The sequence below is a fragment of the Bradyrhizobium sp. 613_E4_N2_2 genome (assembly GCF_052075995.1).
GTDB classification, from domain to species: Bacteria; Pseudomonadota; Alphaproteobacteria; order Rhizobiales; family Xanthobacteraceae; genus Bradyrhizobium; species Bradyrhizobium barranii.
In genome coordinates this window covers 929,808-954,079 of sequence record NZ_CP197234.1, presented here as the reverse complement: position 1 = coordinate 954,079, position 24,272 = coordinate 929,808, and the positions used below count along the sequence as shown (strand labels likewise).

The following is a 24,272-nucleotide window of genomic DNA, read 5'->3' as shown; positions in this document are numbered from 1 at the left end:
CGAAGAAGATGTTCACCGCGTGCGTCGCCGCCAACCGCTCGGGGTCTCGCCGGTCAGCTTCCTGAATGCCGCAGCGAAGGCGGTCTGCGAGGAATAACCAAGCGCGGCTGCGATCGACACGATCGAGTCGTCGGTGTCGCGCAGCATGTTCATGGCCTGCTCGAGCTGGTGCTGGCGTAGCCAGGCATACGGCGACAGCCCGGTGCTTCCCTTGAAGGCGCGGCAGAAATGGAAGCGCGAAAGGCCGGCATCGGATGCCAGCGCCGCGAGCGAGACGTCCGCATTGCTGTCCGAACGCAAGCGTTCGATGGCGCGACACAGCACCTTGGGCGACAACCCGCCGGTGACCGGCTGGACCGTTACAGGCGAACCTGCGTGGGCAACCAGCAGGCGCGTCGCCAGAAGATCAGTCATCTGATGCCTGAACAGGGCATCCAAGGCCGCGCTGCCTTCCAGCACATCCGCAGCACTCAGGAGCAATCGGGATGTAACGGGGTCGGGATGGACCGTTCGCTCCACGAGATCACCAGGAGCGGCCACGTCGGCTTCGTGGGCAACGCGCTGGAGCGTTGCGTGCGGCAGGTAGAGCTGAACGACATTCAGAGGCTGGTAAATGTCCCATCGTGAGCTCGAACCGGCCGGAATGACTGTCACGGTCCCGGGACGCGTCATTCCATTCACAAATGCTTTCCCGTTACGGCGCTCGAACCGCACCGACCCGGCGGGGAACGTCATGATGACGTGATCGTCCATGGGCTTGACGACGTCGTGGAGGGGATCATGCTTCCAAAGTGTGATCGCGCCGCAGGATGATGACGCCATGTGAACGGGCTTCGTCTTGAGTACGCGCGTCATTTCCGCATCGGGACACTCGCCGATCGGCAACTGGGAAGTGTCTGGATTCTGCGAAATATCTCGCAAGCGAGGTTTGCTCATGGACCTGTTCTCGCCGTTGAGAGGGTCTGGTTTGAGCGTTCGAGGCGTTCTCAGGAATACGGATCTGGGGTCTCTTCCCAAAGTGACCCTGCTGCAAGTTTAGACGAAACGCGCGTTCAGATCGACCTGCATTCTCGGATAGTGCGGGACCATGGTGCCGCAGGGCAAGGTTTCGCAGGTTCCGCGGCAGCTCGGCCAATGACCAGCTGGTTTGTGTTCTTCCGCTTTTGGCCCGAAGGCGAAGTGCCGCGATGTCCGCTCCCGCGCCGCCGTTGGGGGAGAAGCAGACATCAGGTGGCCGACTCGCAGCAACCGACTTTATGAGTACGCACCCTAACCACTAGCACCGGCCCCGGATTACGCGGAGCCTGTCATCGGGCGGCGCTTTGCGCCGACCCGTTGGCTCCATCCGGGCTACGGGTCTCGCGTAAACCGTCACGCCACAAAGCCGTTTCGCCGCGCGATCCGGGGCGCTAGCATGGCGCCTTTGCGGGGGCGTCTGGAATGCGGTTCATCTTGCTGTCTGTGCTTGCGCTGCTGGTATTGCCGGCGGCACCAGGCTCCGCGCAATCGGGCCCGTCTGACCGCTCCATCGCCGACAGGCTGCCGCTATTTGCCCGAAACAACTGCCAGCAGATCCGCGATCCCGGCAATCAATTGTTCTGCGGTGACGCCGAGCTGGCCGCCGCCGCCGAGAAGCTCGGCACGGCGATCGAGGCGCGGCTCGCCCGCCTGCCCGATCGCCTCCCCGCGATCGAGGAGAATGCGATCTGGATCCGACAGCGCAACCTCGGCTGCGGCATCGTTGGCCAGACCGCGATCCGCGCCGACGATTTCGACCGCGTGAAGGCGTGCCTTCTCAAGGTCACCGAAGAGCGCGCCGCAATAGTGCGTGATCCGGATTTCGATTGTCTCGCGGCCAACACGGCCGCGGGCGCGCTGATCTGCGCGGACCCGTCGCTGGCGCTCGCCGAAACCGAGCTCAACAGCCAGGTACTGGGCCTGATCGGCAGGCTGGACCCGACCGCGGCCCGCTTTGCCTTCGCCGAATACGGCCGATGGACGAGAGAGCGCGATCGCAAGTGCAATCTCGTCGGCAAGGAGAACGTGCCGCTTGCCGAGCTTTCGTCCGCGGAAGATTGTCTCGCCGAGCATCTGAAGCGCAAGACCGAGGAGATCGCCGCCGCCAAGGGCGATCCGAAGAAAGTGTTCGGCCGGCAGGTCGCGGCGCGCTCGCCCGACACCGACGCCGTCGATTTCTGCGCCGCACGGATTCACGCCGCCAATTCGTGCGGCAATTTCCTCCGCATCAACCGCGTCTACGCGCTCGACAGCCAGGTGACCGACCAGGAGGCGCAGGTCACGGGCGAGATCGAGATGGTCGTGCTGGCGCCCTTCACCATGTGCAGCAAGGTCGCTTCCACCTGCACCGGCACCTGCTGGGACCCCAGGACGGGCCGTCCGCAGCCCGGCCTCGGCAGCAAGGAGCGATCCGGCGAAGCCTTCAACGTCACGCGCCGCCTGAGAATCCAGCGGACCTTCGCCTTCGTCAAAGCCGCCGACGGCTGGCGCTGCCGGGAAGACGAGCTCGCGCCGGTGAATTCGGGCACGGCGGGTGGGGGATCGTAGGTTCTCCCCGTGGCGTGCTTTCTTCCTTCTCCCCTTGTGGGAGAAGGTGGCGCGCACATCGTGCGCGCCGGATGAGGGGTTCTCTCCACTCGCACGACCATTCATGAGGATAGAGACCCCTCACCCGGCTTCGCTCACGCGAAGCCACCCTCTCCCGCAAGGGGAGAGGGTGCACCGTCAGCGCCGCAAGAGCGAAGCCATCAAAACATCAGATTGTCCTTCACCAGCACCCAGCGGCCGTTCTTCACCTGCTGCACCTGGGTGACGGTGGTGGCGAGATGGTTGGTCTTCGAGAACACCGTCGGCGGCGAATTAAAGATATCCTGGAACTTGTCGCCGGACTCCAGCGCGTCGAGCATCTTCTGGCCAGTGAGATCCTTGCCGGCCTTGTTGGCATAATGCGCGAACGTCATCACCGCATTGTAGCCGATGATCGCCTGGGTGTTGGCGTCGGCGTTGAACATCTTCTTGTAATTGACGAGCCAGTCCTTCACCTTTCCCTTCGCGGTGTCTTCGTAGGGAATTTCGAAGTTCGAGGCGGAATACAAGCCTTCCACCACTTCCTTGCCGAGCGCCGGCACTTCGAGCACGTTAACGGGCGTGGCGCCGAGGAAGGTGACGTCCCATCCGAGCTTCTTCGCTTCACCCATCGTGCCGATCGGCTCACGGAGGACCGCGCCGAGCACGACGAGGTCGCAACCGTCGGACTTCATCTTGGCGACCTGCGCGCTGAAATCGGAGGCGCCGCGCTTGTAGCTCGTGATCGAGGCCGGCTGCAGCTTCATGGCGGTGAGCTGCTGGTTGAAGCCGTCGAGCACGTTTTTGCCGTACTCGTCGTCCTGATGCAGGATGCACGGCTTCTTGAAATTCTTTGCCTCTATCATGTATTTGAGCGCTGCGCGTGTGCTCTCGACATAGGGCAGGAGGTTGTTGAACTTCAGCCGCTCCTGCGGCTTGGCCGGATCGAACTTGAAGGTGAACTCGGCCGCCGTCAGCGGGAAGAGCTGAAGCACGCCGGCGTCGAGCAGGATATCCTGCGCAGCGAGCACGGTCGGCGATCCCATTGGTCCCACCATCGCGAAAATCTTGTCGCGCTCGATCAGCTTTTGCGAAGCCAGCACCGCTTTCTTCGGATCGTAGCCCGAGTCCTCGACAACCAGCTTGATCTTGCGGCCCTGGACACCGCCGGCCGCGTTGATCTCCTCGACCGCCATCTTCATGCCGTTGGAGACCGGGACGCCCCAGCCCTTGATCGGCCCCGACAGGTCCTGATGGGTGCCGATGACGATCTCGGATGCCGAGATGCCATCGTTGGTGACCTTGGTTTGCGCCGCGGCCGGCAGACAGGTGAGCACCACGGCGCTCACAGCAAGGCCGAGCGTGCTGAACGATTTCGACATTGACGTCTCCTCTCCTTTGGGCCCGTATGGTGCGAAGGGCGGGGGCCACAGCTCCTTCGCTTTCTCGAACTGGCAGGCTCGTCACGCCACCGCGCGCTGGCGATACATCGCCTCGATCTCGGCAGCGTAACGCTTGTTCACGAAGCCGCGCTTCAGCTTCATGGTCGGCGTCAGCTCCTCGTCCTCCGGGGTCAGCTGGCGCTCGATCAGGTAAAATCTCTTGATGGTCTCGACGCGGGCGAAATTGCCGTTGACGCCTTCGATCTCGCGCCAGATCAGGTCCTGGATCTCCGCCGCGCGGCACAGGCTCGCATAATTGGTGAAGGGGATGTCGTGGTCCTGGGCGAATTTCTCGACATTCTCCTGGTCGATCATCACGAGGCAGGTGAGATAAGGCCGCTTGTCGCCGATCACCACGGCATCCGAGATGTAGGGCGAGAATTTGAGCTGGTTCTCGATCTCGGACGGCGTGACGTTCTTTCCGCCGGAGGTGATGATGATGTCCTTCATCCGGTCGGTGACGCGGACAAAGCCTTCGTTATCGATGGTGCCGACGTCGCCGGTGTGCAGCCAGCCGCGATGGTCGATGGTCTCGGCGGTCTTCTCGGGCTGATTCAGATAGCCCATGAACAGGAAGTCGCCCTTGATCAGGATCTCGCCATCGGGCGACAGCGCGACCTCGCCCCAGGACACGGCAGTGCCGACCGAGCCGAACTTGATGCGTTCCGCCGGCATCATAGTCGCGACGCCGCAGTTCTCGGTCTGGCCATAGACCTCGTGCATGTCGATGCCGAGCGCGAGATACCAGCGGATCAGCTCTGGTGCGATCGGCGCAGCGCCGGTGAACGCGATGCGGCAGCGGTCGAGCCCCATCATGCGGCGGATGTTGCGGAACGCGAGCCGGTAGGCGATGCCGTTGGCGATGCGCAGCGAGAGCGGGGGCGCCCTGCCCTCGATCCGGCAATCGACCATGCGATAGCCGACCTTGATGGCGCGGCGATAGACCCATTGCTGGAGCGGCGTCGCGTCCTTCAGCGCGATCGTGACGGAGGAATAGAACTTCTCCCAGATGCGAGGCACCGCAAAGAAGACGGTCGGCTGCACCTCGCGCAGATTGTCCGGCACCGTCTCCGGGCTCTCGGCGAAATTCATCACCGAGCCGAGTGCGACCGAGATGTAGTAGCCGGCGACCCGCTCGGCGACGTGGCAGAGCGGAAGGAAGATCAGCCGGTCTTCGTCCTCCCGCGCCGAGATGAAATCGTTGGCATGCCGCATCTGGTGCGTCACGCTGCGGTTCGCGTGCATCGCGCCCTTGGGCGGACCGGTGGTGCCCGAGGTGTAGACGAGGATGACAAGGTCGTCCGCGCTGCGGCTGTCGATCATCTCCTGCCACAGCGCCTCGCGGCCGACCATGTGGTTGCGGCCGAGCGCACGGAACTCGTCGAGCGACATCACCATGTCGTCGAAGAAGCCGCTGAGGCCCTCCATGTCGAACACGATGACCTTTTGCAGGGACGGACAGCGCGCGCGGCAGGCGAGCACCTTGTCGAGTTGCTCCTCGTCCTCGGCGAAGATCACCTTGGTCCGGGAATCGTTGACCAGGTATTCGACCTGGGAGGATGCATCGGTCGGATAGATTCCAGAGGAAACACCGCCGGCGCACAAAATCCCCATGTCGGCATGAACCCATTCCGGCACGGCATTGGCGATGACGGAGGCGACGTCGCCGGGCAGAAAGCCGGAGGCGCGAAGCGCGTAGGCGATCTCCTTCGAGATCTCCAGCCACTCGCGCCAGCTGGTCGGCTGCCAGATGCCGAATTTCTTCTCGCGAATAGCCGGCCTGTCGCCCCGCGTCTCGGCGGCGCGCAAGAAGCTCTTCGCGATCGTATCAGCGACCGTCAGCACCGCCGGTCGGGCCATGCGCGTCTCCTCCTTGTCGCTCTCCCCTCCGCTGCCTGCCTTGCCGGCGGTCTGTCGTTGCGGATGGGCCAATCCATTTAACGCCTTCCCCTAGCGCCAAGTCTTCGGCGCCAAATCTTCAGCGCCAGGTCTTCTTCTTTTTCCAGCGGCGCTCGCCTCGCGCGCCCGCCTCCTTGGCGCCGAGGTAGAATTCCTGGATGTCCTGGGAATGCATCAAGCGGTCGCAGGTGTCATTCATCACGACGCGGCCGATCTCGAGCACGTAGCCGTAATGCGCCGTCTCCAGCGCCACCTTGGCGTTCTGCTCGACCAGCAGGATCGACATGCCCTGCTCCTCGTTGACGCGGCGGATGATGGTGAAAATCTCCTTCATCAGCAGCGGCGACAGGCCGAGCGAGGGCTCGTCGAGCAGCAGCAAGGTCGGCCGGTTCATCAGCGCACGCCCGATCGCGAGCATCTGCTGCTCGCCGCCGGAAAGCTGGCCGGCCGGCTGGTTGATGCGCTCCTTCAGACGCGGGAAATAGCCGTAGACGCGCTCCAGATCCTCCGCGACGCCATCACGATCCCGGCGCGGATACGCCCCCATCATCAGGTTCTCACGCACCGAGAGGAACGGGAACACCTCGCGCCCCTCCGGCACATGGCTGAGACCCAGCCGCACGATCCGGTCCGCCTCCATACGCTGGATCGACTTGCCCATGAATTCGATCGTGCCCTTCTGCGGATCCAGAATGCCCGAGATCGTCTTCAGCACCGTCGTCTTGCCGGCGCCGTTGGCGCCGAGCAGGGTGACGATGCGGCCGCGCGGCACCTCCAGCGAGATGCCGCGGATCGCCATGATCGGCCCGTAATAGCTCTCGATGTTGGAGAGCTTCAGGATGATGTCGGGCGTGACGGCGGCATCCATGCGTCAGGCTCCCAGATACGCGGCGACGACATCGGGATGCTGCTGCACCTCGGCAGGCGAGCCCATCGCCAGCACGCGGCCATAGTTCAGCGCGATGACGCGATCGGAGACGCGGTTGACCAGCGACATGTCGTGTTCGACCATCAGCACGGTGACGCCGAGCTCGTTCTTCATGTCGCGGATCCAGAAAGACATGTCGCCGGTCTCCTCGACATTCAGTCCGGAGGACGGCTCGTCGAGCAGGATCAGTTTCGGCTCCGAGCAAAGTGCGCGCGCCAGCTCGATCACCTTGCGCACGCCGTAGGGCAGGCCGGAGATCAGCTTGTCGCGATAGGGTTCGAGATCGAGGAACTCGATCACCTGCTCGACCCTGCGGCGATGCACCTTCTCGTTCGCCCGCACGCTCGGCAGGAACAGCAGCTCCTGCCAGAGCTGGGTGGTCGAGTGACGGTGGCGGCCGACCAGGAGGTTGGCGAGCACGGTCGCGTTCTCGAACAGCTCGATGTTCTGGAAGGTTCGCGCGATGCCGAGCCTGGCGATGTCGTAGGGCGGCTGCTCCGTGATGTCCTGGTCTTCGAAGAAGATGCGGCCCGTGGTCGGCCGGTAGATCCGCGAGATCAGGTTGAAGATCGAGCTCTTGCCGGCACCGTTCGGCCCGATGATCGAGAGGATCTCGCCCTTCTCGACCGCGAAGGATACCGCATCGACCGCCTTCAGCCCTCCGAAATGCAGCGACAGGTTCTCCGCGCGAAAATAGCTCATCGGTTGCGCTCCGACTTCACGTAGATCTTCTGCCGCTTGAAGGTCGCGCGCTTGTAGAGCGGGAACAGCTGGAAGAAGAGCTTGATCTTGAGCCAGCGGCCGTAGAGCCCGAGCGGCTCGAACAGCACGAACAGCACGATGATGATGCCGTAGATCGCGCCCTTCAGCCCGTTGAGCGAGGCGAAGGCCGCGACTTTCGACTGGATATTGCCCGCAGTCGCCGCGCCCGCCCCGAACGTCGCGGCAATGCCGGCGATGATGCCGGGCAAGTCGTCCTTCAGATAGGTCAGGAACGGGTCGATCATCACGATGAAGATCGCGCCCAGCACCGCGCCGTGCAGGCTGAAGGTGCCGCCGATCAGGATCACGATGATGAACTCGATCGAGAGCTGGAGCGTGAACATCTCCGGCGAGATGAAGGAGAGCTTGTGCGCGAACAGCACGCCGGCAAAGCCGGTGATCGCCGCCGAGATCGCAAAGGACTTCACCTTGTACAGCGCGACGTTGACGCCCATGCTGCGCGCCGCGGTCTCGCTGTCGCGGATCGCGACGAACGCGCGCCCTGTCGGCGAGCGCAGCAGATTGAGCGTGCCGACGATGGTCAACACCAGCACGGCCAGGCAGAGGAAATAGAAGGTCGGGCTGTCGCGCGGGACGGTGACGCCGAGCAGCGACAATGTCTTGACCCGCATGCCCTCGTTGCCGTTGGTGACGCTCTCCCAGCGCGCCAGGATCTCCTCGACGATCAGGGCAAAGGAGATGGTGGCGATGACGAGGTAGATGCCGGTCAGGCGCAGGGCGGGAAAGCCGACCATCGCGCCGATCAACCCGGTCAGGGCACCGGCGGCGAGGAAATAGACCGGGAACGGCACGTTGTATTTCTGCAAGTATGCCGCCGTGTAAGCGCCGATCGCGAGGAACGCGGCGTGGCCCAGCGAGGCTTGCCCGGTAAAACCGGTCAGGATCAGAAGGCCGACACCGACCGTCGCGTAGATGCAGACGAAGACGAGCTGGCTCATCAGATAGCTGGAGAGCACATAGGGCGCGATCAGCAGCAGCGCGAGCAGGATGCCGTAGGAGACGACGTAGCCCGAATGCGGGAACAGCTTGATGTCGTCCTCATAGTCGGTCTTGAACAGGAAGCGCATGGCGTTCAGACCTTCTTGCGGACGTGAAGGCCGAACAGGCCTTCAGGCTTGAGCAAGAGCACGGCGAGCAGCACGAGATAGGGCGCGACGTCCTTCCAGCCCTCCGCCAGATAGAAGCCGGCCATGCTCTCGATCACGCCGATCAGCACGCCGCCGACGACCGCGCCGGGGATCGAGCCGAAGCCGCCGAGGACTGCGGCGGGAAACGCCTTGAGGCCGAGCACGAGGCCGACATTGGAATGGATGAACGTGATCGGCGCCAGCAGCACGCCGGCGCAGGTCGCGACCGCCGCGCTGATCGCCCAGACCACCGACACTACGCGCTTGACCGGGATGCCCATGTAATAGGCCGCCAGCATATTCTCGGAACTGGCGCGCATCGCGGTGCCGAGCGTGGTCCTGTTGAAGAACAGCCAGAGCAGCGCGCACAGGATCATCGTCGCGGCGATCACCGAGAGCTTGTCATAGGCCAGCACCAGCGAGCCGACGCGCAGCACGCCATGGCTGAACGGCGTCTCGATCTTCAGATCGTCGGTGCCCCAGATCATCCCGGCGACCGAGCGCAAGAAATAGCCGAGGCCGATGGTGGCCATGATGATGGAGAATTGCGGATAGCCGAGGATCGGCCGCACCACCACGCGCTCTGCCAGCATGCCGAACAACGCCATGGCAGCCACCGCACCGGCAAAGCCGATCCAGTAGTTCAGTCCCATCATGCCGATGAAGGTGAAGGCGAAGAAGCCGCCCAGCATCATCAAATCGCCCTGGGCGAAATTGACGACCTCGGTGGCCTTGTAGACGAGCACGAAGCCGAGCGCGATCAGGCCGTAGACGCAGCCGAGCGCAACACCGCTGACCAGCTGCTGAACGAAATCCAGCATCGCCGCGCTTCCTCCCGATACAACCGGCGGCTCTTCGCGACCGCCTTGCTGCATCTTGTGTCCAGTCGCTACGCGGTCGTTTCGCCGCGTTAGCGCCATTTGTCCCGACGCCAATTCAGCCTGAACCGTCCAGCGCTGTCAACAAACGGTGACTTGCCATTAGTAGCAACCGGATGGCGGAATTTGTGGGCCGTAGATTCACGGTGCCGAAACATCTTGGGATCATGGTCGCGAGCGATGCAAAACCGGATGGTATGGCCGTCATGAAGCCGGACAGATCGGCGCTGGAAGTCCTGGGGTTAACGAAGCGTTTTGACCGTCTGGCGGTCGACAGCCTCGATCTCACTATTCACGCCGGCGAATTCTATGCGCTGGTCGGCCCCAACGGCGCCGGCAAGACCACCACTTTGCGCATGGTTGCGGGCCTGTTGCGGCCCGATGCCGGCGCGGTCACGATCTTCGGCATCGATGCGCTCGCAAATCCCGTCGCCGCCAAGCAGGTGATGGCGTGGGTGTCCGATGAGCCCATGATCTACGACAAGCTGACGCCGCTTGAGTACCTCGAATTCGTCGCCGGGCTCTGGGGCATCGCGCCGTCGGTCTCGGAACCGGTCGCGCAGGACCTCCTGACCTCGCTCGGGCTCGAGCCGCACCGGCACGAACGCTGCGAAGGCTTTTCCAAGGGCATGCGCCAGAAGGTCGCTCTCGCCGGCGCGCTGGTGCACGATCCCCGCCTCATCATCCTCGACGAACCGCTGACCGGCCTCGATGCCGTTTCCGCCCGCCACGTGAAGGGGCTGCTGAGCGAGCGCGTCCGCGCCGGCTGCACGGTCATCATGACCACGCATATTCTCGAGGTGGCCGAACGCATGGCCGACCGCATCGGCGTGATCGCCTCGGGCCGTCTGGTCGCCGAGGGCACGCTGACCGAGCTGCGCCAGCAGAACGGCCATGCCGACACCAGCCTGGAAGATCTCTTCATCGCGCTGGTCACGCTTCCGGAAGCCGCATGAGCTCGGCAACCGCACTGTCCTGGTTTGCCCGCCACGAGCTCCGGCTCGCCTGGCGCGAATGGTTCGCCATGATGACCGGCGGGCGGCGCAAGCGGGCGCGCGCCGCAATGATCGGCCTGCTGTTCTTCGCGGCCCTCCTACACGTACCGGCCTGGGCTGTGATCGGCCGCTTCGCCGACCTGCAGCTGCCGCTCGACAAATCCTCGCTGATCGTGATCTCGGCGACGATCTTTCTCGCCTGGACGCTGATGCTGTCGCAGGCGATCGAATCGGTGACGCGGGTGTTTTACGCCCGCGCCGATCTCGACCTGATCATGTCCTCGCCCGCGATGCTGGCCAATCTGTTCTCGGTGCGCATCGCCGCGATCGCACTGGCCGTCACCGTGATGGCGCTGCTGTTCTCGACGCCGTTCATCGACGTGCTGGTGATCGGCGGCGGCGCGCGCTGGCTCGCGGCGTTCGGCGTCGTCGTCGCCATGGGCCTCTCGGCCGCGGCGATCGCGATCGCCATCACCATCCTGCTGTTCCGCCTGATCGGCCCGGCGCGCACGCGCTTCGTCGCCCAGGTCCTCGCCGCGATGATCGGCGCCGGTTTCGTGATCGCGCTCCAGGTCGCCGCGATCATGTCCTATGGCACGCTGTCGCGCTTCACCATCCTGACCTCGGGCAGCTTCGCCGCCTACGCGCCCGACGTCGACAGCATCTGGTGGTGGCCGGCGCGGGCGGCCATGGGCGACAGCGAGGCGCTGCTGCTGCTCCTGGCGCTCGGGCTCGTGCTGCTCGGCAGCGTGATGGCGGTCTTCTCGCACCGCTTTGCCGATACCGCAATCGATGCCGCCGCTTACGGCGCCTCCGGCAGCAAGGCCGCGAAACAGCGCCCGTTCCGCGGCGGATCGCGGCAACAGGCGCTGCGGCGCAAGGAATTTTCGCTGCTCTGGCGCGATCCCTGGCTGATCTCGCAGACGCTGATGCAGCTGCTCTATTTGGTGCCGCCGGCGCTGCTGCTCTGGCGCAATTTTGCCGACAGCTCCGCGGCGCTGACGCTGATCACACCTGTCATCGTGATGGCGGCGGGACAGCTCGCGGGCGGGCTCGCCTGGCTGACGATCTCGGGCGAGGACGCGCCCGACCTGGTCGCGACCGCGCCGCTGACGCCGTCCAGCGTCATCCGCGCCAAGATCGAGGTGGTGCTGATCGCCATCGCCGCCATCTTCTGCCCGCTGATCGCGGCACTCGCTTTCGCCTCGCCGTTCCAGGCCGCGGTCAGTGCCGGTGCTGTCATCATCAGCGCGGCCTCCGCCACCGCAATCCAGCTCTGGTTCCGCGTGCAGGCCCGGCGCAGCCAATTCCGCCGCCGCCAGACCTCGTCGCGGCTCGCGACCTTCGCCGAAGCCTTCTCCTCGATCGGCTGGGCCGCCAGCGCAGCGCTGCTGCTCGCCCTCCCCATCGCCGGCCTCATCAGCGGCCTGATCACCGCGGGCCTCATCGCCATCACCTGGAAGTTCAGCCCAAGGCGCAACTAAAAGCCGGGAGTAAGGCTGCGACACTGACGCGCTGTTGATCGCTGCCTATTGGCCACGCGCTGCATTGCACGCTAGACTTCTTCCGAAGTCATCGGGGACGGATTCATGCGGCGACTGGTTTCAGCGGCTCTGGCGCTGTTCGGCGCATTCCTCTCTCCTGCTCTCGCCCAGCAGCCACCTCAGCGGAGCGAATGCCTGGCGATGGCAAACGCCATGCCCCGCGCAATGCCGGCCGCCTTCCGGCAGGCCGCAGGCTCGGCTGAAGTCCAGATCACCTATGCCGGCCATTCCACCTATTTCATCGACACGCCCGGCGGCTTGCGCATCGCGACCGACTACAGCGGCGCCTACCAGGTCGGACGTCTGCCCGATGTCGTCACCATGAACCGGGCGCACAGCACCCACTACTCTTTATTTCCCGACAAGCGCATTCCCCATGTGCTGCATGGCTGGGGCGAGGACGGCAAGCCGGCCGTCGTGTCGGAGCGCATCGGCGACACCTTCATCCGCAACGTCACGACCGACATCCGCCGCTATTTCGGTGACGATTCCGGCACCGATATGATCCGCGACGGCAATTCGATCTTCATCTTCGAGGTCGCCGGCCTCTGCATCGGCCATCTCGGCCATCTCCACCACAAGCTCGACGAAACCCATTTCGCCCAGATCGGGCGGCTCGACATCGTGATGGTGCCGATCGACGGCACCTACACCATGTCGCTCGACGGCGTCTCCGAGATCACCAAGCGGCTGCGCGCCTCTGTGGTGCTGCCGATGCACCGCTTCGCCACCCCGCTCGACGAGTTCATGCACCTCATCGGCCGCCAGTTCGAGATCGACCGGCGCAGCGAGCGCTCCTTCCGGATGTCGCGGGACGCGCTGCCGACGACGCCGACAGTGATCATCCTCGACGGCGTCTGACGCGCAATTTTCTCCAAGTCGATTGGCGTTCGTTCGTGCTGATCTCCTCACGACAGGAGATCGACATGACCGACTTTGCCAGACTTTTGCACGCGGACGGACCGAACCCCGAGCACGCGGCAGCGCTCCAGCTTTACGGCCGCTTCGTCGGCGACTGGGATGCCGGGATCACCGCTCATGGCCCCGACGGAACCAAGCACACCGCGCCCGGCGAAATCCATTTCGGCTGGGTGCTGGAAGGCCGCGCCGTTCAGGATGTCTGGATCATCCCTCGCCCAGCGGCTGCGCCGGCGTTTGCGATCGCCGGCAATTGGTACGGCACGACGCTGCGGGTCTACGACCCCTCCATTTCCGCGTGGCGGATTTCCTGGTTCGATCCCGGTCGTAGCGTGTTCCGCCAGCAGGTCGGCCACCCGCGCGGCGCGGACATCGTGCAGGAAGGCACGACCGATGCGGGCGACCTGACACGCTGGAGTTTCACGGAGATTACCGATGATTCCTTCCATTGGCTCGGCGAAGTGAAGCCGGCAGCCGCCGTCGATTGGCGGCTTGTGGTCGATGTGAGGGCGAAGCGGCGCAAGGGCTAACGACGGCGTCGCTGTGCTCGCGATGACGGGTGCGGTTGCGCAGCACGCGCAGCTGGATGCGGAGACGAGGTGCTAGGCTCCCCCCACAAAAAACATAAGGGAGCGAATGCCGATGGCTGCAAGCGGTGTGCCCGCCAACACGAGCGGGCTATTCGTCGAGCCGCGCGAGGACTGGCTCGCGCAATATCAGGAGGAGATCATCGATCCCTTGCGGCCGATCGTCGATCCTCATCACCATCTCTGGAATCGCGGGCATCGCTATCTGATCGAGGAGATGGCGGCCGATATCGCCTCCGGGCACAACATCATCGCCACCGTCTATGTCGACTGCCGTTCGATGTATCGCGCGCACGGGCCCGAGGCATTCCGGCCGGTCGGCGAAGTCGAGTTCGCCAACGGCGTCGCCGCCATGAGCGCAAGCGGCGGCTACGGCACGGCCGCGATCTGCGCCGGCATCGTCAGCCACGTGAACCTGCTGCTGGGCGATGCCGCCAAGCCGGTGCTGGAAGCCGAGATCGCGGCGGGCAACGGCCGCTTCCGCGGCATCAGGCATTCCTCGGCCTGGGACGAAGACCCTGTCGTCGCCGGCATGTATGCCAACCGGCCGAAGGGGTTGTTGCGGGATCCGACTTTCCGCAAAGGCTTTGCCTGCCTCGCACCGCTGAACCTGAGCTTCGATGCCTGGCTGTTTCACCCGCAGATCGGCGAGCTGACCGAGCTCGCGCGCGCCTTTCCCGACACCAAAATCGTGCTCGACCATTGCGGCGGCCCGGCCGGCGTCGGTCGCTTTGCCGGGCGGCGCGAAGAGGTGTTTCCGCAATGGCGCGCCTCGATCCAGGAGATCGCGAAGTGCGGGAACGTCTCGGTGAAACTCGGTGGGCTCGCGATGTGCCTGCTCGGCTATGACTTCCATCTGCGCGCGAAGCCGCCGTCATCCGAGGAGCTTGCCGCGGCCTGGCGGCCCTATGTCGAGACCTGCATCGAGGCGTTCGGCCCCAGGCGCGCGATGTTCGAGAGCAATTTCCCGCCGGACAAGGGCCAGTGCAGCTACCAGGTGATCTTCAACGCGTTCAAGCGTATCGCGGCGCCCTTGAGCGAGGCCGAGAAGACGGCGCTGTTCTCGCAGACGGCGACCGATGTCTACCGGCTCGAACTGCCGTCATGACGAGAAGAGGGGCCGGGATGTCGGTCCCGGCCCCTCTTCCGTCGTGGCCGCTGGGAAGCGTCCTTGGATATGCTTGAACTCTAGCCAGCCCCCAACAGCGAGGCGGGGCGGCGCTCGCCGGCGGAGACGAACATCCGCTTGAGCTTGTTGACGACGCGGATCAGGAATCCGATCATCACGGGATTGGTCTTGCGGCAGAAGGCGATCTTCTTGACGTGGCCTTCGACATGCCATTTGGCATGCGCGCCGTCGCGGAAGAAGATGACGTCGCCGGGCCCATAGCGCTTCGGCGGCATGCCGTCGCTTTCGAGCACGATCGATCCTTCCATGATCATGATCGTCTCGTCGATGTCGTAGTACCAGTTGAAGCGGCCTTCGGTGCACTGCCAGATGATGGTCGAGGCGGTGCCGTCTGCGCTGGTGGACAGGATGTGCGAGCGCGACACCGGATTGCCTTCGATAATCCAGGACGGCTCGATCGGCCGCAGCTCGAGATCCACGTTGCAACTGCTGATTTCAATCAATGACGGCGACATCTGCTTCCCCAGGGAATAAAATATGTATGGCCGGGTCTGGGCCCGGATTGTTTCCAAAGATGTTGGAACGCTAGTAGCCGGTTTTTAATTCTTTCTTACGCAGGCGCCGACAATCAGCCGCAAGTTGCAGTGCGAAGAGGTTAACGTCGGGATTTGCCTGCAAATTCGCGCACATGAACCCATTTTTTCCGGGGTGCGACAAAGTGCGCGAAAGTGACCAGCGAAGGAGCCCACACCGATGCCCCTCACCCCGGAGGTTCTGACAGCCCAAGGCGAGGTCGTCGCGTGGCTCGGCAGCCTCGATGTTTCCTTCGCAACCGAAGATGAGCCCTGGTTCACCATCGACGGCGTCGAAAACCCCCGGCAGATCGGCAGCGACGGCTGCGGCGGCACCTTCGTGCTGCTGCCGTCGCGGAATGTGCTCTACGTCTCATCGGAGGGCCGCGCAGGAATTATCGCCGGCACGTTCGAGGCCTTCATCCAGCTCGTTGTCGCCCGCCCCTACTGGCTGGACATCCTCAAATTCTCCGCCGGCGGCGATCTCGCGGAGATGCGGCGCGCGGCGGATGCGCTGGAGGCGACACTGGACGAGGAGGATGACGTCAACGCGGCCCGCGAGGAAATTCGCGGCGGCCTCGACCTGCCCGAGGCGGACGATCCCATCGGTGCGCGTTACGAGGCGGTCGCCACGTCCGACGCCATCGTGCGGGCCACCGACGGCAGCCCGTTCACGACGCTGTTCAACCGCTTCAGCATCGACAACAACCGGATGCTGCGCAACGCGGCGGCGTAAGAGAACGAACGGACTACTTCGCCCACTCGCCCTTGCGGAACACCGGCACCTTGCTTCCGTCGGCGAGAATGCCGTCGATGTCGGTCTCGGCAGAACCGATCATCCAGTCGATATGGATCAGGCTCTGGTTGCCGCCTTGCGCGGCGATCTGCTGCGGCGTCAGCTGCGCGCCGTTGACGAAGCATTTCGAATAGCACTGGCCGAGCGCGATGTGCGAGGCCGCGTTCTCGTCGAACAGCGTGTTGTAGAACAACAGCCCGCTCTGCGAGATCGGCGAGGAATGCGGCACCAGCGCCACCTCGCCGAGACGCCGCGCGCCTTCGTCGGTGTCGAGCACCTTGTTCAGCACCTCCGCGCCGCGCGATGCCTTTGCGTCGACGATCTTGCCGTCCTCGAAGCGCACCGCGATGTTGTCGATCAGCGTGCCCTGGTAGGACAGCGGCTTCGAGCTCACGACATGGCCAAAGACGCGCCGGCAATGCGGCGTGGTGAAAACCTCTTCGGTCGGGATATTGGCGTTGCAACTGATGCCGTTCTTGGACAGCGAGGCGCCGCCCTCCCACTCGTGTCCGTCGGCAAGCCCGATGGAGAGGTCGATGCCGGGACCTGAATATTGCAGCGCGCGAAAACGCTGGCCGTTGAGCCAGTTGGTACGCTCGCGCAACACCGCGTTGTGGCTCGCCCAATTGCCCATCGCATCCTCGCGGTCGACGCGGGAGGCCGCGAAGATCGCGTCTGCCAGCTTGCCGATCGCAACGTCCTCGGGATCATCTGGGAAGACCTGTTTGGCCCATGACGGGCTCGGATAGGCGATGATGTTCCAGTTGGTGTCGAAATTGACGATTTTTTCCAGCGCCGGCTGATAGGCTATCGAATTGGCCTTGCTGGCGCGCGCCACCTTGGAAGGATCTTCGCCGGACAGCAGCATCGGATTGTCGCCGACGATGGCGAGCCGCGCGGTGTTGTCGGAGAACGCCTTGGCCATGCCCTCATAGAGCCAGTTGGCGGCACGATCGAAGCTGTTGTCCTGGCCGTGGCGGTAGCGCGCCAGCGTCATCTCCTCATCCGACAGGATCGGCGTCACGATACCGGCGCCGGCCTTGTAGGCGTGCACGGCGATCCGCCGCACCAGCGGCAGCGCGATCGCGGGCGCCGTCAAGAGCAGATCCTGTCCCGGCCGCAAGCCCAGGCCCACCTTCACCGCCACCTCGGCCAGCCGGTCGAGTTTCACGGGATCGATGGGAACGGCGGAATTGCGGTGATCAATCATGCGGGGTCCTCTGCCGAAGCTCTCTCGTTCAATCTAAGTCTAGCATCGCAAGGCGCAAGTGCGCGAGCGCCTTGCGACACGGAGAGATACGGAGTTTCGCGCATTTTGGTTTTCAACGCGTTGCCGATTTCAGCACCCGGTCGACCATGGCAGGCGCAAGGCCGAGGTAATTTTTCGGTGAAGTCAGCGCTTCGATCGTGGCACGGTCGATCCTGACGGAGACGCGGGCGTCGGACGAGAGCGCGTCCGCCAATGTCAGACCCTTCTCATTGGCGAGCCGGCAGGCATCATAGACCACGTCATGCGCCTCCTGCCGCCCGATCTGCGGCGCCAGCCCCATCATGACCGCTTCGGCCACGATCAGGCCGCGGCTGATGGAGAGATTGTCGTTCATCTTCCTTTCATCGACGATGAGGCCTGCTAGCGCAAACTTCGCCTGGTGCAGCGCGCCGGCGGTCAGCACGAAGCTTTCCGGGATCGCCATCCATTCGGCATGCCAGGGCCCGGTGGCGCGCTCGAAATCCTGCACCATCGCATCCAGCATCAGACCGGCATGCTGGCGCACCGCCTTGGACGCCGCGAGCATCAGCTCCGAGGAGATCGGGTTGCGCTTCTGCGGCATGGTCGAGGAGGCGCCGCGGCCCTTGACGAAGGGCTCGTAGACCTCGGCGAACTCGGTCGAGGCCATGATCATGATGTCGAGTGCGATCTTGCCGAGCGAGCCTGTGACCAGCGCGAGGAAATTCACGGCCTCGGCAAAGCCGTCGCGCGCGACGTGCCAGGTCGAGGCGGGAACGCCGAGCCCGAGCTCGGCGCAGAGCGCCTCCTGCACCTCGAACCCCTTGCCGCCGAGCGAGGCCAGCGTTCCGGCGGCGCCGGCGAACTGTCCGACCAGCACGCGCGGCTTCAATTGCACGAGCCGCTCGGCGTGGCGGTCGAACATCGCGAGCCAGATCGCGGTCTTGTAGCCGAACGTCACCGGCAGCGCCTGCTGGAGATGGGTACGCCCGGCCATCGGCGTGTCGCGGTAGCGCTTCGAGAGGTCCGCGAGGATGTTTCGCAGCTCGGCGATGTCGCGCTCGACGATCCCGAGCGCGGCGCGCAATTGCAGCACCACCGCGGTATCCATGATGTCCTGCGTGGTCGCGCCCCAATGCACATAGCGGCCGGCCTCGCCGCACTGCTTCACCATCTGATGAACCAGCGGCAGGATCGGATAGCCGACGATGTCGGTCTCCTGTCGCAGCAGATCGAAATCGAATGCGGCGACGTCGGTCAGCGCCGCGATCTGGTCGGCGGCTTCCTGCGGGATCACGCCGCACTTCGCCTCCGCCTTCGCCAGCGCCACCTCGACCTCGGCATAGCGCGCCACCAGCGCGACATCGGAAAACACCTCGCGCATCTCGGGCGTGCCGAAGGCGTCGCGGAACAGCATGGAATCGAGCACGGTCGTCGAGGCGGGAAAAGCGGGCATGGGCGTTTCTTTATGGTTTGCGTTTGTGTGAGAGCAGCTTACGCGGGCCGCGCTGTTCGGCAATGGACATTCATGGCTCGCCACCCATTCGATGCCGTACGACGACATTACGACGGCGCATCGCTCCATCACCCCCGCCATCCTGAGATGCGAAGCGTGCGACGCGCGGCGGCGCACGAAGCGCCTCGAAATGATGAGCGGCCGCGATGCAGCCGGGCCGTCGCCCTTCGACGGCCGTGACAAGGCGGCCACTTCAGGGGAACGGGGATAAATTGTGCGCGCGGCAAGATCGGGCTATGTGCGCAGCCCGCGACAGTCCACCAGACCCGCCACATTCTCATTCAAGTTGCATTCCTATCCGAAAACGGCATAGCAGCCATCACGCGATCGTGGTGAACCCGGCAGGCCGCTCAGCGGACTCACAGTCTTAGAGTCGAAATCCATTCTGATTTCATCATTGCCTGATGTCATTGCGAGGGTTGAGTTTTCGACGTGCAGTTTATGTTCCGGGACCACCTTCTCGACACCGACCGGCGCGAGCTGAGCCGCGAGCAGGTTCCCGTGGCCGTGGAGCCGCAGGTCTTCGACCTCGTCGTCCACCTCATGGAGAACCGCGACCGGGTGGTCAGCAAGGATGAGCTGATCGACAAGATCTGGCACGGGCGCAGCGTCTCCGAATCCACCCTGACCAGCCGGATCAACGCGGCGCGCAAGGCGATCGGCGACAGCGGAGCCAACCAGGCGCTGATCCGCACCATCGCGCGCAAGGGCTTTCGTTTCGTCGGCGCTGTCCAGACGCAGCGCGGCGCGGCCTTGCCGGAGCTGGGCCGTGTCGCCCAGGCGCCGCAGGCGGCGCTCGCGCTGCCCGACCGTCCCGCGATCGCCGTTCTGCCCTTCACCAATATGAGCGGCGACCGCGAGCAGGACTATTTCTCCGACGGCATCAGCGAGGACATCATCACGGCGCTGTCGAAGCTGCGCTGGTTCTTCGTCGTCGCCCGTAACTCTTCCTTCGTCTACAAGGGCCGCGCCGTGCACATGCACGAAGTCGCGCGCGAGCTCGGCGTACGCTATGTGCTCGAAGGCAGCGTGCGGCGCAGCGGCGATCGCCTGCGCATCTCGGCGCAGCTCAACGACGTCTCGACCGGCAGCCATCTCTGGGCCGAGCGTTACGACCGCGAGCTTGCCGACATCTTCGCCGTGCAGGACGAGATCACCGAGGCGATCGTCGCCGCGATCGAGCCGCAGCTCTATACCGCCGAAAGCTTTCGTGCCCAGCAGAAGCCACCGGGCAGCCTCGACGCCTGGGACCTCGTGATGCGTGCGCTGTCGCATTACTGGCGCATCACGCGCGAGGACAACGCCGCCGCGCAAGGACTGCTGGAACAGGCGACCGCGATCGATCCCGCCTATGGCAAGGCGCTGGGCCTGCTCGCGACCAGCCATATCTTCGGCGCGCATATGGGTTGGGCCGACATGGCCATGACCGTGCCGGTCGCCGAACGCGCGGCGCTCGCGGCGGTGGAAGCCGATCGCGAGGACGCCTGGGCCCATCACGGTCTGGCTTACACTTATTTGTTCCGCCGCCGCTTCGACGACGCGCTGGCTGAGTTCGAGCTGACGCTGCAACTCAATCCGAATTTTGCGATGGCGCACGCTTTCTACGGCGTGACGCTGTGCTACGCCGGGAGATGGCGAGACGGCGATGCCGCCGCACGCCGCGCGCTGCGGCTGAGCCCGCGCGATCCGCTCGCGGCGATCTATTGCGGCGTAGCCGCCTATGCCCAGTTCATCGGCCGCAACTATGAGGGAGCCGTGCAGATGGCGCGGGAATCGATGCGACAGCGCGCCGATTTCGTCGGCGCCCATCGCGTGCTGACGGCAGCCGCCGGCATGTTGGGCGATCCTCAGCTCGCGGCGTACGCGTTGCGGGGCCTGCAACGCACCCAGCCCGGCATCTCGCTGGCCTGGCTCACGCGCGAGCTTCCGATGCGGCGGGCAGAGGATCGCGAGCACTATCTGCAGGGGTTTCGGCGCGCGGGAATGAGGTGATGCTGTTTACCCTCCCCTGGAGGGGTCCGGGACGAGCGTAGCTCGCCCGTGGGTCGGCTCGCATCTGAGCGCAGCGAAGATGAGAGACGGGGTGGGGTGACGGTCTCTCCACAACGAACACTGCCTGCGTGGAGAGATCACCCCACCCCGCTCGCGCTTCGCGCGATCGACCCTCCCCCTCCAAGGGAGGGTAAGAGCACCTCTACTCCTGCATCATCTCGCCGCTGCCGCCGAACTCGGCCGGAAAGTCCTTCAGCTTCGGCAGGCCGTCGCGCATCGGCAGCACCGTCTCCGAATAGTTGACGTGGACGCCGGGCGTGAAGGCGAGCGTGGGGATGGTGGCGGTGAAGACGTCGATCAAGTCGAGCGGCGGGTGGTTGGTCATGAGATGACCGCCGCACTTCTTGCAATATTTGCGCTGGCTGAGCGGCGTCTTGGCAAAGGTCTCGACGTTCTGGGCGCCTTCGGTGATGCGCACGGCTTCCGGCTTCCACAGGCTGAAGGCATTCACCGGTCCGCCCGACCACGAGCGGCAGGAGCGGCAATGGCAATAGCCCATCGCCGCCGGCTCGCCTGTGACCTCGATTGTGACCGCGCCACAGAAGCAGTTTCCGACATGTTTCATTGGGTCGTCTCCGTTGGATGAAGGTTGAAATTCCTCTCCCCGCTCCGGCTCGCCGATAAACCGGCAAAGGCGGATGCGGGGAGAGGCGTCGGAGCGGAGGGAATCACCCCGAGGGACGTTGAAGGCTGGAGGCCGGCAACGTCCGTTACGCGCTTCGGTTCCGCCGCGCGTCCTCCTTTCGGTGGACGCGGCGGAAAGATGCTACGGCTATACCGATCTGCGCCAGGGAATAAGCATCGACACCCGTTGTTTGTACTGCCGGTATTCGTCGCCGAAGAGATCGACGAGGTCGTGCTCCTCCAGCGCGATGCCGACGAAGATGTAGAGCGTGGTCACGGCCGCGAACAGCAGATGGCCCGCCGTCATGACCGGCGCCGCCCAGAACGCGATGATGAAGCCGAGATAGATCGGATGACGAACGAACTTGTAGAACAACGGCGTCTTGAAGCGCGGCGGCGCCGCCTCATTGCCCACGAGATGGTTGGTCACCTGGTGCAACCCGAACAATTCGAAGTGATTGATGATGAAGGTCGAGGCGAACACCAGCACCCAGCCCGCGAGGGACAGCGTGACCAGCGTCACGGCGAGATCCGGGTTTCCGACATCCCATACGACCGTAGGCATCGGACGCCACTGCCAGAACAGGAGCAGCAATGACAGGCTCGCGAACAGCACGTAGGTCGAGCGCTCGACCGGCTTGGGGACGAACTGCGTCCACCACGCCTTGAACTGCTTGCGCGCCATCACGCTGTGCTGAAGGGCGAACAGCGTCATCAGCAGTAGATTGATGATGACGGCTTCGGCCGTCGGCGTGTCGGTTCCGGTGTCGATGGTCTTCGGCACCACCAGCCCCATGACGAAGCCGATGGCATAGAGAATGGTGACGAAAAACACGAGATATGCCGCAATTCCGTACAGAAAGCCGATGAATTTGAAAATGCGTGAGCCCGCAACCTCCGGGCCGATGGAATGAAGCTGGTGATCAAGTTGGGTCATAGAACGCTCCGTTGTGCCGAGGCATCGGCACTGTTTAGTGTTCGCACCATGCCGGATCGGACACCCCCTGACTTTCGCGGACGGTTGATTTTCGCCTGAGACCACTTTGATTTTTGCTTGAGACGACAGAAACGTGCGATTTCTCTTTGAAAACAACGTGCTCGACGGCGACCTGCGGGAACTGACCTGCAGCGGCGCGGCCGTGCCGCTGCAGCCGCAGGTGTTCGATCTGCTGCTCTATCTGGTCGCGCAACGCGCCCGTGTGGTCAGCAAGGATGACCTGATCAGCCAGATCTGGAGCGACCGCATCGTCTCGGATTCCGCCCTGAACAGCCGAATCAATGCCGCACGCAAGGCGCTTGGCGACGACGGCGCGACGCAGCGGCTGATCAAGACGATCCCGCGCAAAGGCTTTCGCTTCGTCGGCGACGTCCGGGAAGATGTGGCAGCGACGCTTGCGCCGGTGGAATCCGGCCCTGCCCCGGTGCGCGCCGTGACGGACCGCCCGGCGATCGCGGTGCTCGCCTTCGAGAACATGAGCGGCGATCCCGCGCAGGAATATTTCGGCGACGGGATCAGCGAGGACATTCTCACCGCGCTGTCGAAGCAGCGCTGGTTCATGGTGATCGCCCGCAATTCGTCCTTCACCTACAAGGGGCGCTCGGTTCATATCAGGCAGATCGCCGAAGAGCTCGGCGTCCGCTACATCGTCGAAGGCAGCGTGCGCAAGGTCGACAACCGTGTGCGCATCACCGCGCAGCTCAACGACGCCACCACCGGCAGCCATCTCTGGGCCGAGCGCTACGACCGCGAGCTTGTCGACGTCTTCGCCGTGCAGGACGACATCACCAACGCGATCGTCGCGGCGATCGAGCCGCAGATCCATGCGGCAGAGAATTTTCGCGCCGACCGCAAGCCGCCCGCGAGCCTCGATGCCTGGGACCTGTTGATGCGCGCGCTGTCGCATTACTGGCGGGTGACGCAGCAGGACCACAAGGCTGCGCAGGCGTTGCTCGAACGCGCCATTTCGATCGACTCGAACTACGGTCAGGCGCTGTCGGTGCTCGCGGCAAGCCACATGTTCGGCGTCCATCTCGGCTGGGCGGAGCTTGCCACGACGGTGCCGATCGCGGAGGCCGCCGCGCTCGCCGCGGTGCGCCATGACCACGAGGATGCCTGGGCGCATGCCGCGCTCGGCAGCGTCTTCTTCTCGACGCGCAGGCTTTCCGACGCGCTGTCCGAGTTCGAGCAGGCGCTCGCGCTCAACCCGAACTTCTCGCTGGCGCAGGGTTATTACGCGCTGGCGCTGTCCTACGCCGGCCGCTCCGGGGAATCGTTCGATGCGGCGCAGAGGGCGATCCGGCTCTCGCCGCGCGATCCGTCACTGGCGATCTATTACGGCATTGCCGGCTATGCGCGCTTCACCGAACGGCATTACGACGAGGCGATCGCGCTGGCGCGCGAGGCGATCCGCCATCGCGGCGACCTCACCGGCGCCTACCGCGTGCTCGCGGTGTCCGCCGGCATGACCGGCGACGGCGCGCTCGCCGAGATGGCGCTGGGTGAACTCCGACGTACCCAGCCCAACATCTCGCTGCACTGGATCGCGACGCAGCTGCCTTGGGCCAGTGACGCCGATCGCGAGCACTATCTGGAGGGATTCCGGCGCGCGGGGTTGGGGTAGAGACTCCCTCTCCCCGCAAATGCGCAAAGGGCGGATGCAGATACGACGCG

Annotated in this window: 21 protein-coding genes; 9 read left to right on the top strand and 12 right to left on the bottom strand. The window is 64.3% G+C overall.

Annotated elements, in window-relative coordinates; all coding sequences use genetic code 11:
• Window positions 1-12: 12 nt before the first annotated feature.
• Window positions 13-936 (bottom strand): helix-turn-helix domain-containing protein, encoded by a 924-nt coding sequence (locus AB7290_RS04470; protein ID WP_085398857.1) that lies wholly within the window; start codon window positions 934-936, stop codon window positions 13-15.
• A 504-nt stretch (window positions 937-1,440) separates the two neighbouring features.
• On the opposite strand from AB7290_RS04470, the gene AB7290_RS04465 reads away from it, so the two are divergent.
• Complete coding sequence (locus AB7290_RS04465; protein WP_085398856.1) at window positions 1,441-2,565, top strand: lysozyme inhibitor LprI family protein; 1,125 nt, start codon at window positions 1,441-1,443, stop codon at window positions 2,563-2,565.
• A 200-nt stretch (window positions 2,566-2,765) separates the two neighbouring features.
• Here the strand turns inward: AB7290_RS04465 and AB7290_RS04460 are convergent, their stop codons facing one another.
• From AB7290_RS04460 to AB7290_RS04435, 6 genes are all read right to left on the bottom strand, one after another.
• Entirely contained in the window at window positions 2,766-3,965 is a 1,200-nt protein-coding gene (locus AB7290_RS04460) for an ABC transporter substrate-binding protein (protein WP_085398855.1), read from the bottom strand.
• Between the two features lie 81 nt (window positions 3,966-4,046).
• Window positions 4,047-5,885: an AMP-dependent synthetase/ligase gene (locus tag AB7290_RS04455; protein ID WP_085398865.1), complete on the bottom strand. Its 1,839-nt coding sequence runs from the start codon at window positions 5,883-5,885 to the stop codon at window positions 4,047-4,049.
• A 118-nt stretch (window positions 5,886-6,003) separates the two neighbouring features.
• A complete protein-coding gene (locus AB7290_RS04450; RefSeq protein ID WP_085398854.1) occupies window positions 6,004-6,792 on the bottom strand; it encodes an ABC transporter ATP-binding protein in 789 nt (262 codons plus the stop codon).
• Window positions 6,793-6,795: 3 nt separating this feature from the next.
• Entirely contained in the window at window positions 6,796-7,554 is a 759-nt protein-coding gene (locus AB7290_RS04445) for an ABC transporter ATP-binding protein (protein WP_085398853.1), read from the bottom strand.
• Complete coding sequence (locus AB7290_RS04440) at window positions 7,551-8,702, bottom strand: branched-chain amino acid ABC transporter permease (protein ID WP_085398852.1); 1,152 nt, start codon at window positions 8,700-8,702, stop codon at window positions 7,551-7,553. The genes AB7290_RS04445 and AB7290_RS04440 overlap by 4 nt, the downstream gene beginning before the upstream one ends.
• A gap of 5 nt (window positions 8,703-8,707) precedes the next feature.
• Window positions 8,708-9,583, bottom strand: coding sequence for a branched-chain amino acid ABC transporter permease (locus tag AB7290_RS04435; RefSeq protein ID WP_085398851.1), 876 nt, complete (start codon window positions 9,581-9,583; stop codon window positions 8,708-8,710).
• A gap of 263 nt (window positions 9,584-9,846) precedes the next feature.
• Here AB7290_RS04435 and AB7290_RS04430 point away from each other — a divergent pair, with 263 nt between their 5' ends.
• From AB7290_RS04430 to AB7290_RS04410, 5 genes are all read left to right on the top strand, one after another.
• The gene (locus AB7290_RS04430) at window positions 9,847-10,596 is read left to right on the top strand and encodes an ABC transporter ATP-binding protein (protein ID WP_085398864.1); all 750 of its coding nucleotides are present in this window, start codon (window positions 9,847-9,849) and stop codon (window positions 10,594-10,596) included.
• Entirely contained in the window at window positions 10,593-12,119 is a 1,527-nt protein-coding gene (locus AB7290_RS04425; RefSeq protein WP_085398850.1) for a permease, read from the top strand. The genes AB7290_RS04430 and AB7290_RS04425 overlap by 4 nt, the downstream gene beginning before the upstream one ends.
• A gap of 105 nt (window positions 12,120-12,224) precedes the next feature.
• Window positions 12,225-13,040, top strand: a complete 816-nt coding sequence (locus AB7290_RS04420; protein ID WP_071916860.1) for an MBL fold metallo-hydrolase — start codon at window positions 12,225-12,227, stop codon at window positions 13,038-13,040.
• A gap of 65 nt (window positions 13,041-13,105) precedes the next feature.
• On the top strand, window positions 13,106-13,627 hold the full coding sequence (locus tag AB7290_RS04415; RefSeq protein WP_085398863.1) for a hypothetical protein: 522 nt from the start codon (window positions 13,106-13,108) through the stop codon (window positions 13,625-13,627).
• A 112-nt stretch (window positions 13,628-13,739) separates the two neighbouring features.
• Window positions 13,740-14,792 (top strand): amidohydrolase family protein, encoded by a 1,053-nt coding sequence (locus AB7290_RS04410; RefSeq protein ID WP_085398848.1) that lies wholly within the window; start codon window positions 13,740-13,742, stop codon window positions 14,790-14,792.
• Window positions 14,793-14,872: 80 nt separating this feature from the next.
• Here AB7290_RS04410 and AB7290_RS04405 read toward each other — a convergent pair whose 3' ends face one another.
• The gene (locus AB7290_RS04405) at window positions 14,873-15,328 is read right to left on the bottom strand and encodes a cupin domain-containing protein (protein WP_028157215.1); all 456 of its coding nucleotides are present in this window, start codon (window positions 15,326-15,328) and stop codon (window positions 14,873-14,875) included.
• 238 nt (window positions 15,329-15,566) lie between these two features.
• Between AB7290_RS04405 and AB7290_RS04400 the strand changes: the two genes are divergently transcribed.
• Window positions 15,567-16,121, top strand: a complete 555-nt coding sequence (locus tag AB7290_RS04400) for a hypothetical protein (protein WP_085398847.1) — start codon at window positions 15,567-15,569, stop codon at window positions 16,119-16,121.
• A 13-nt stretch (window positions 16,122-16,134) separates the two neighbouring features.
• On the opposite strand, the gene AB7290_RS04395 is transcribed toward AB7290_RS04400, so the two are convergent.
• Both AB7290_RS04395 and pcaB read right to left on the bottom strand, forming a co-directional pair.
• Entirely contained in the window at window positions 16,135-17,391 is a 1,257-nt protein-coding gene (locus tag AB7290_RS04395; protein ID WP_085398846.1) for an aminopeptidase, read from the bottom strand.
• Between the two features lie 112 nt (window positions 17,392-17,503).
• Complete coding sequence (pcaB, locus tag AB7290_RS04390; protein ID WP_085398845.1) at window positions 17,504-18,865, bottom strand: 3-carboxy-cis,cis-muconate cycloisomerase; 1,362 nt, start codon at window positions 18,863-18,865, stop codon at window positions 17,504-17,506.
• Window positions 18,866-19,357: 492 nt separating this feature from the next.
• Between pcaB and AB7290_RS04385 the strand changes: the two genes are divergently transcribed.
• Window positions 19,358-20,917, top strand: a complete 1,560-nt coding sequence (locus tag AB7290_RS04385) for a winged helix-turn-helix domain-containing protein (RefSeq protein ID WP_085398843.1) — start codon at window positions 19,358-19,360, stop codon at window positions 20,915-20,917.
• Window positions 20,918-21,119: 202 nt separating this feature from the next.
• Here the strand turns inward: AB7290_RS04385 and AB7290_RS04380 are convergent, their stop codons facing one another.
• Entirely contained in the window at window positions 21,120-21,542 is a 423-nt protein-coding gene (locus AB7290_RS04380; protein WP_085398345.1) for a GFA family protein, read from the bottom strand.
• A gap of 207 nt (window positions 21,543-21,749) precedes the next feature.
• A complete protein-coding gene (mddA, locus tag AB7290_RS04375) occupies window positions 21,750-22,538 on the bottom strand; it encodes a methanethiol S-methyltransferase (RefSeq protein ID WP_085398346.1) in 789 nt (262 codons plus the stop codon).
• Window positions 22,539-22,671: 133 nt separating this feature from the next.
• Between mddA and AB7290_RS04370 the strand changes: the two genes are divergently transcribed.
• The gene (locus AB7290_RS04370; RefSeq protein ID WP_441253357.1) at window positions 22,672-24,222 is read left to right on the top strand and encodes a winged helix-turn-helix domain-containing protein; all 1,551 of its coding nucleotides are present in this window, start codon (window positions 22,672-22,674) and stop codon (window positions 24,220-24,222) included.
• The last annotated feature ends 50 nt before the right edge of the window (window positions 24,223-24,272 follow it).

What these genes read in the sequence shown, in the direction of transcription:
- AB7290_RS04455 (WP_085398865.1), bottom strand. Translation starts at nt 5,885, where the DNA reads ATGGCCCGACCGGCGGTGCTGACGGTCGCTGATACGATCGCGAAGAGC.
- AB7290_RS04400 (WP_085398847.1), top strand. Translation starts at nt 15,567, where the DNA reads ATGCCCCTCACCCCGGAGGTTCTGACAGCCCAAGGCGAGGTCGTCGCG.
- AB7290_RS04395 (WP_085398846.1), bottom strand. Translation starts at nt 17,391, where the DNA reads ATGATTGATCACCGCAATTCCGCCGTTCCCATCGATCCCGTGAAACTC.
- AB7290_RS04380 (WP_085398345.1), bottom strand. Translation starts at nt 21,542, where the DNA reads ATGAAACATGTCGGAAACTGCTTCTGTGGCGCGGTCACAATCGAGGTC.
- AB7290_RS04445 (WP_085398853.1), bottom strand. Translation starts at nt 7,554, where the DNA reads ATGAGCTATTTTCGCGCGGAGAACCTGTCGCTGCATTTCGGAGGGCTG.
- AB7290_RS04460 (WP_085398855.1), bottom strand. Translation starts at nt 3,965, where the DNA reads ATGTCGAAATCGTTCAGCACGCTCGGCCTTGCTGTGAGCGCCGTGGTG.
- AB7290_RS04430 (WP_085398864.1), top strand. Translation starts at nt 9,847, where the DNA reads ATGAAGCCGGACAGATCGGCGCTGGAAGTCCTGGGGTTAACGAAGCGT.
- AB7290_RS04425 (WP_085398850.1), top strand. Translation starts at nt 10,593, where the DNA reads ATGAGCTCGGCAACCGCACTGTCCTGGTTTGCCCGCCACGAGCTCCGG.
- AB7290_RS04410 (WP_085398848.1), top strand. Translation starts at nt 13,740, where the DNA reads ATGGCTGCAAGCGGTGTGCCCGCCAACACGAGCGGGCTATTCGTCGAG.
- AB7290_RS04450 (WP_085398854.1), bottom strand. Translation starts at nt 6,792, where the DNA reads ATGGATGCCGCCGTCACGCCCGACATCATCCTGAAGCTCTCCAACATC.
- pcaB (WP_085398845.1), bottom strand. Translation starts at nt 18,865, where the DNA reads ATGCCCGCTTTTCCCGCCTCGACGACCGTGCTCGATTCCATGCTGTTC.
- AB7290_RS04435 (WP_085398851.1), bottom strand. Translation starts at nt 9,583, where the DNA reads ATGCTGGATTTCGTTCAGCAGCTGGTCAGCGGTGTTGCGCTCGGCTGC.
- AB7290_RS04405 (WP_028157215.1), bottom strand. Translation starts at nt 15,328, where the DNA reads ATGTCGCCGTCATTGATTGAAATCAGCAGTTGCAACGTGGATCTCGAG.
- AB7290_RS04470 (WP_085398857.1), bottom strand. Translation starts at nt 936, where the DNA reads ATGAGCAAACCTCGCTTGCGAGATATTTCGCAGAATCCAGACACTTCC.
- AB7290_RS04420 (WP_071916860.1), top strand. Translation starts at nt 12,225, where the DNA reads ATGCGGCGACTGGTTTCAGCGGCTCTGGCGCTGTTCGGCGCATTCCTC.
- AB7290_RS04465 (WP_085398856.1), top strand. Translation starts at nt 1,441, where the DNA reads ATGCGGTTCATCTTGCTGTCTGTGCTTGCGCTGCTGGTATTGCCGGCG.
- mddA (WP_085398346.1), bottom strand. Translation starts at nt 22,538, where the DNA reads ATGACCCAACTTGATCACCAGCTTCATTCCATCGGCCCGGAGGTTGCG.
- AB7290_RS04440 (WP_085398852.1), bottom strand. Translation starts at nt 8,702, where the DNA reads ATGCGCTTCCTGTTCAAGACCGACTATGAGGACGACATCAAGCTGTTC.
- AB7290_RS04415 (WP_085398863.1), top strand. Translation starts at nt 13,106, where the DNA reads ATGACCGACTTTGCCAGACTTTTGCACGCGGACGGACCGAACCCCGAG.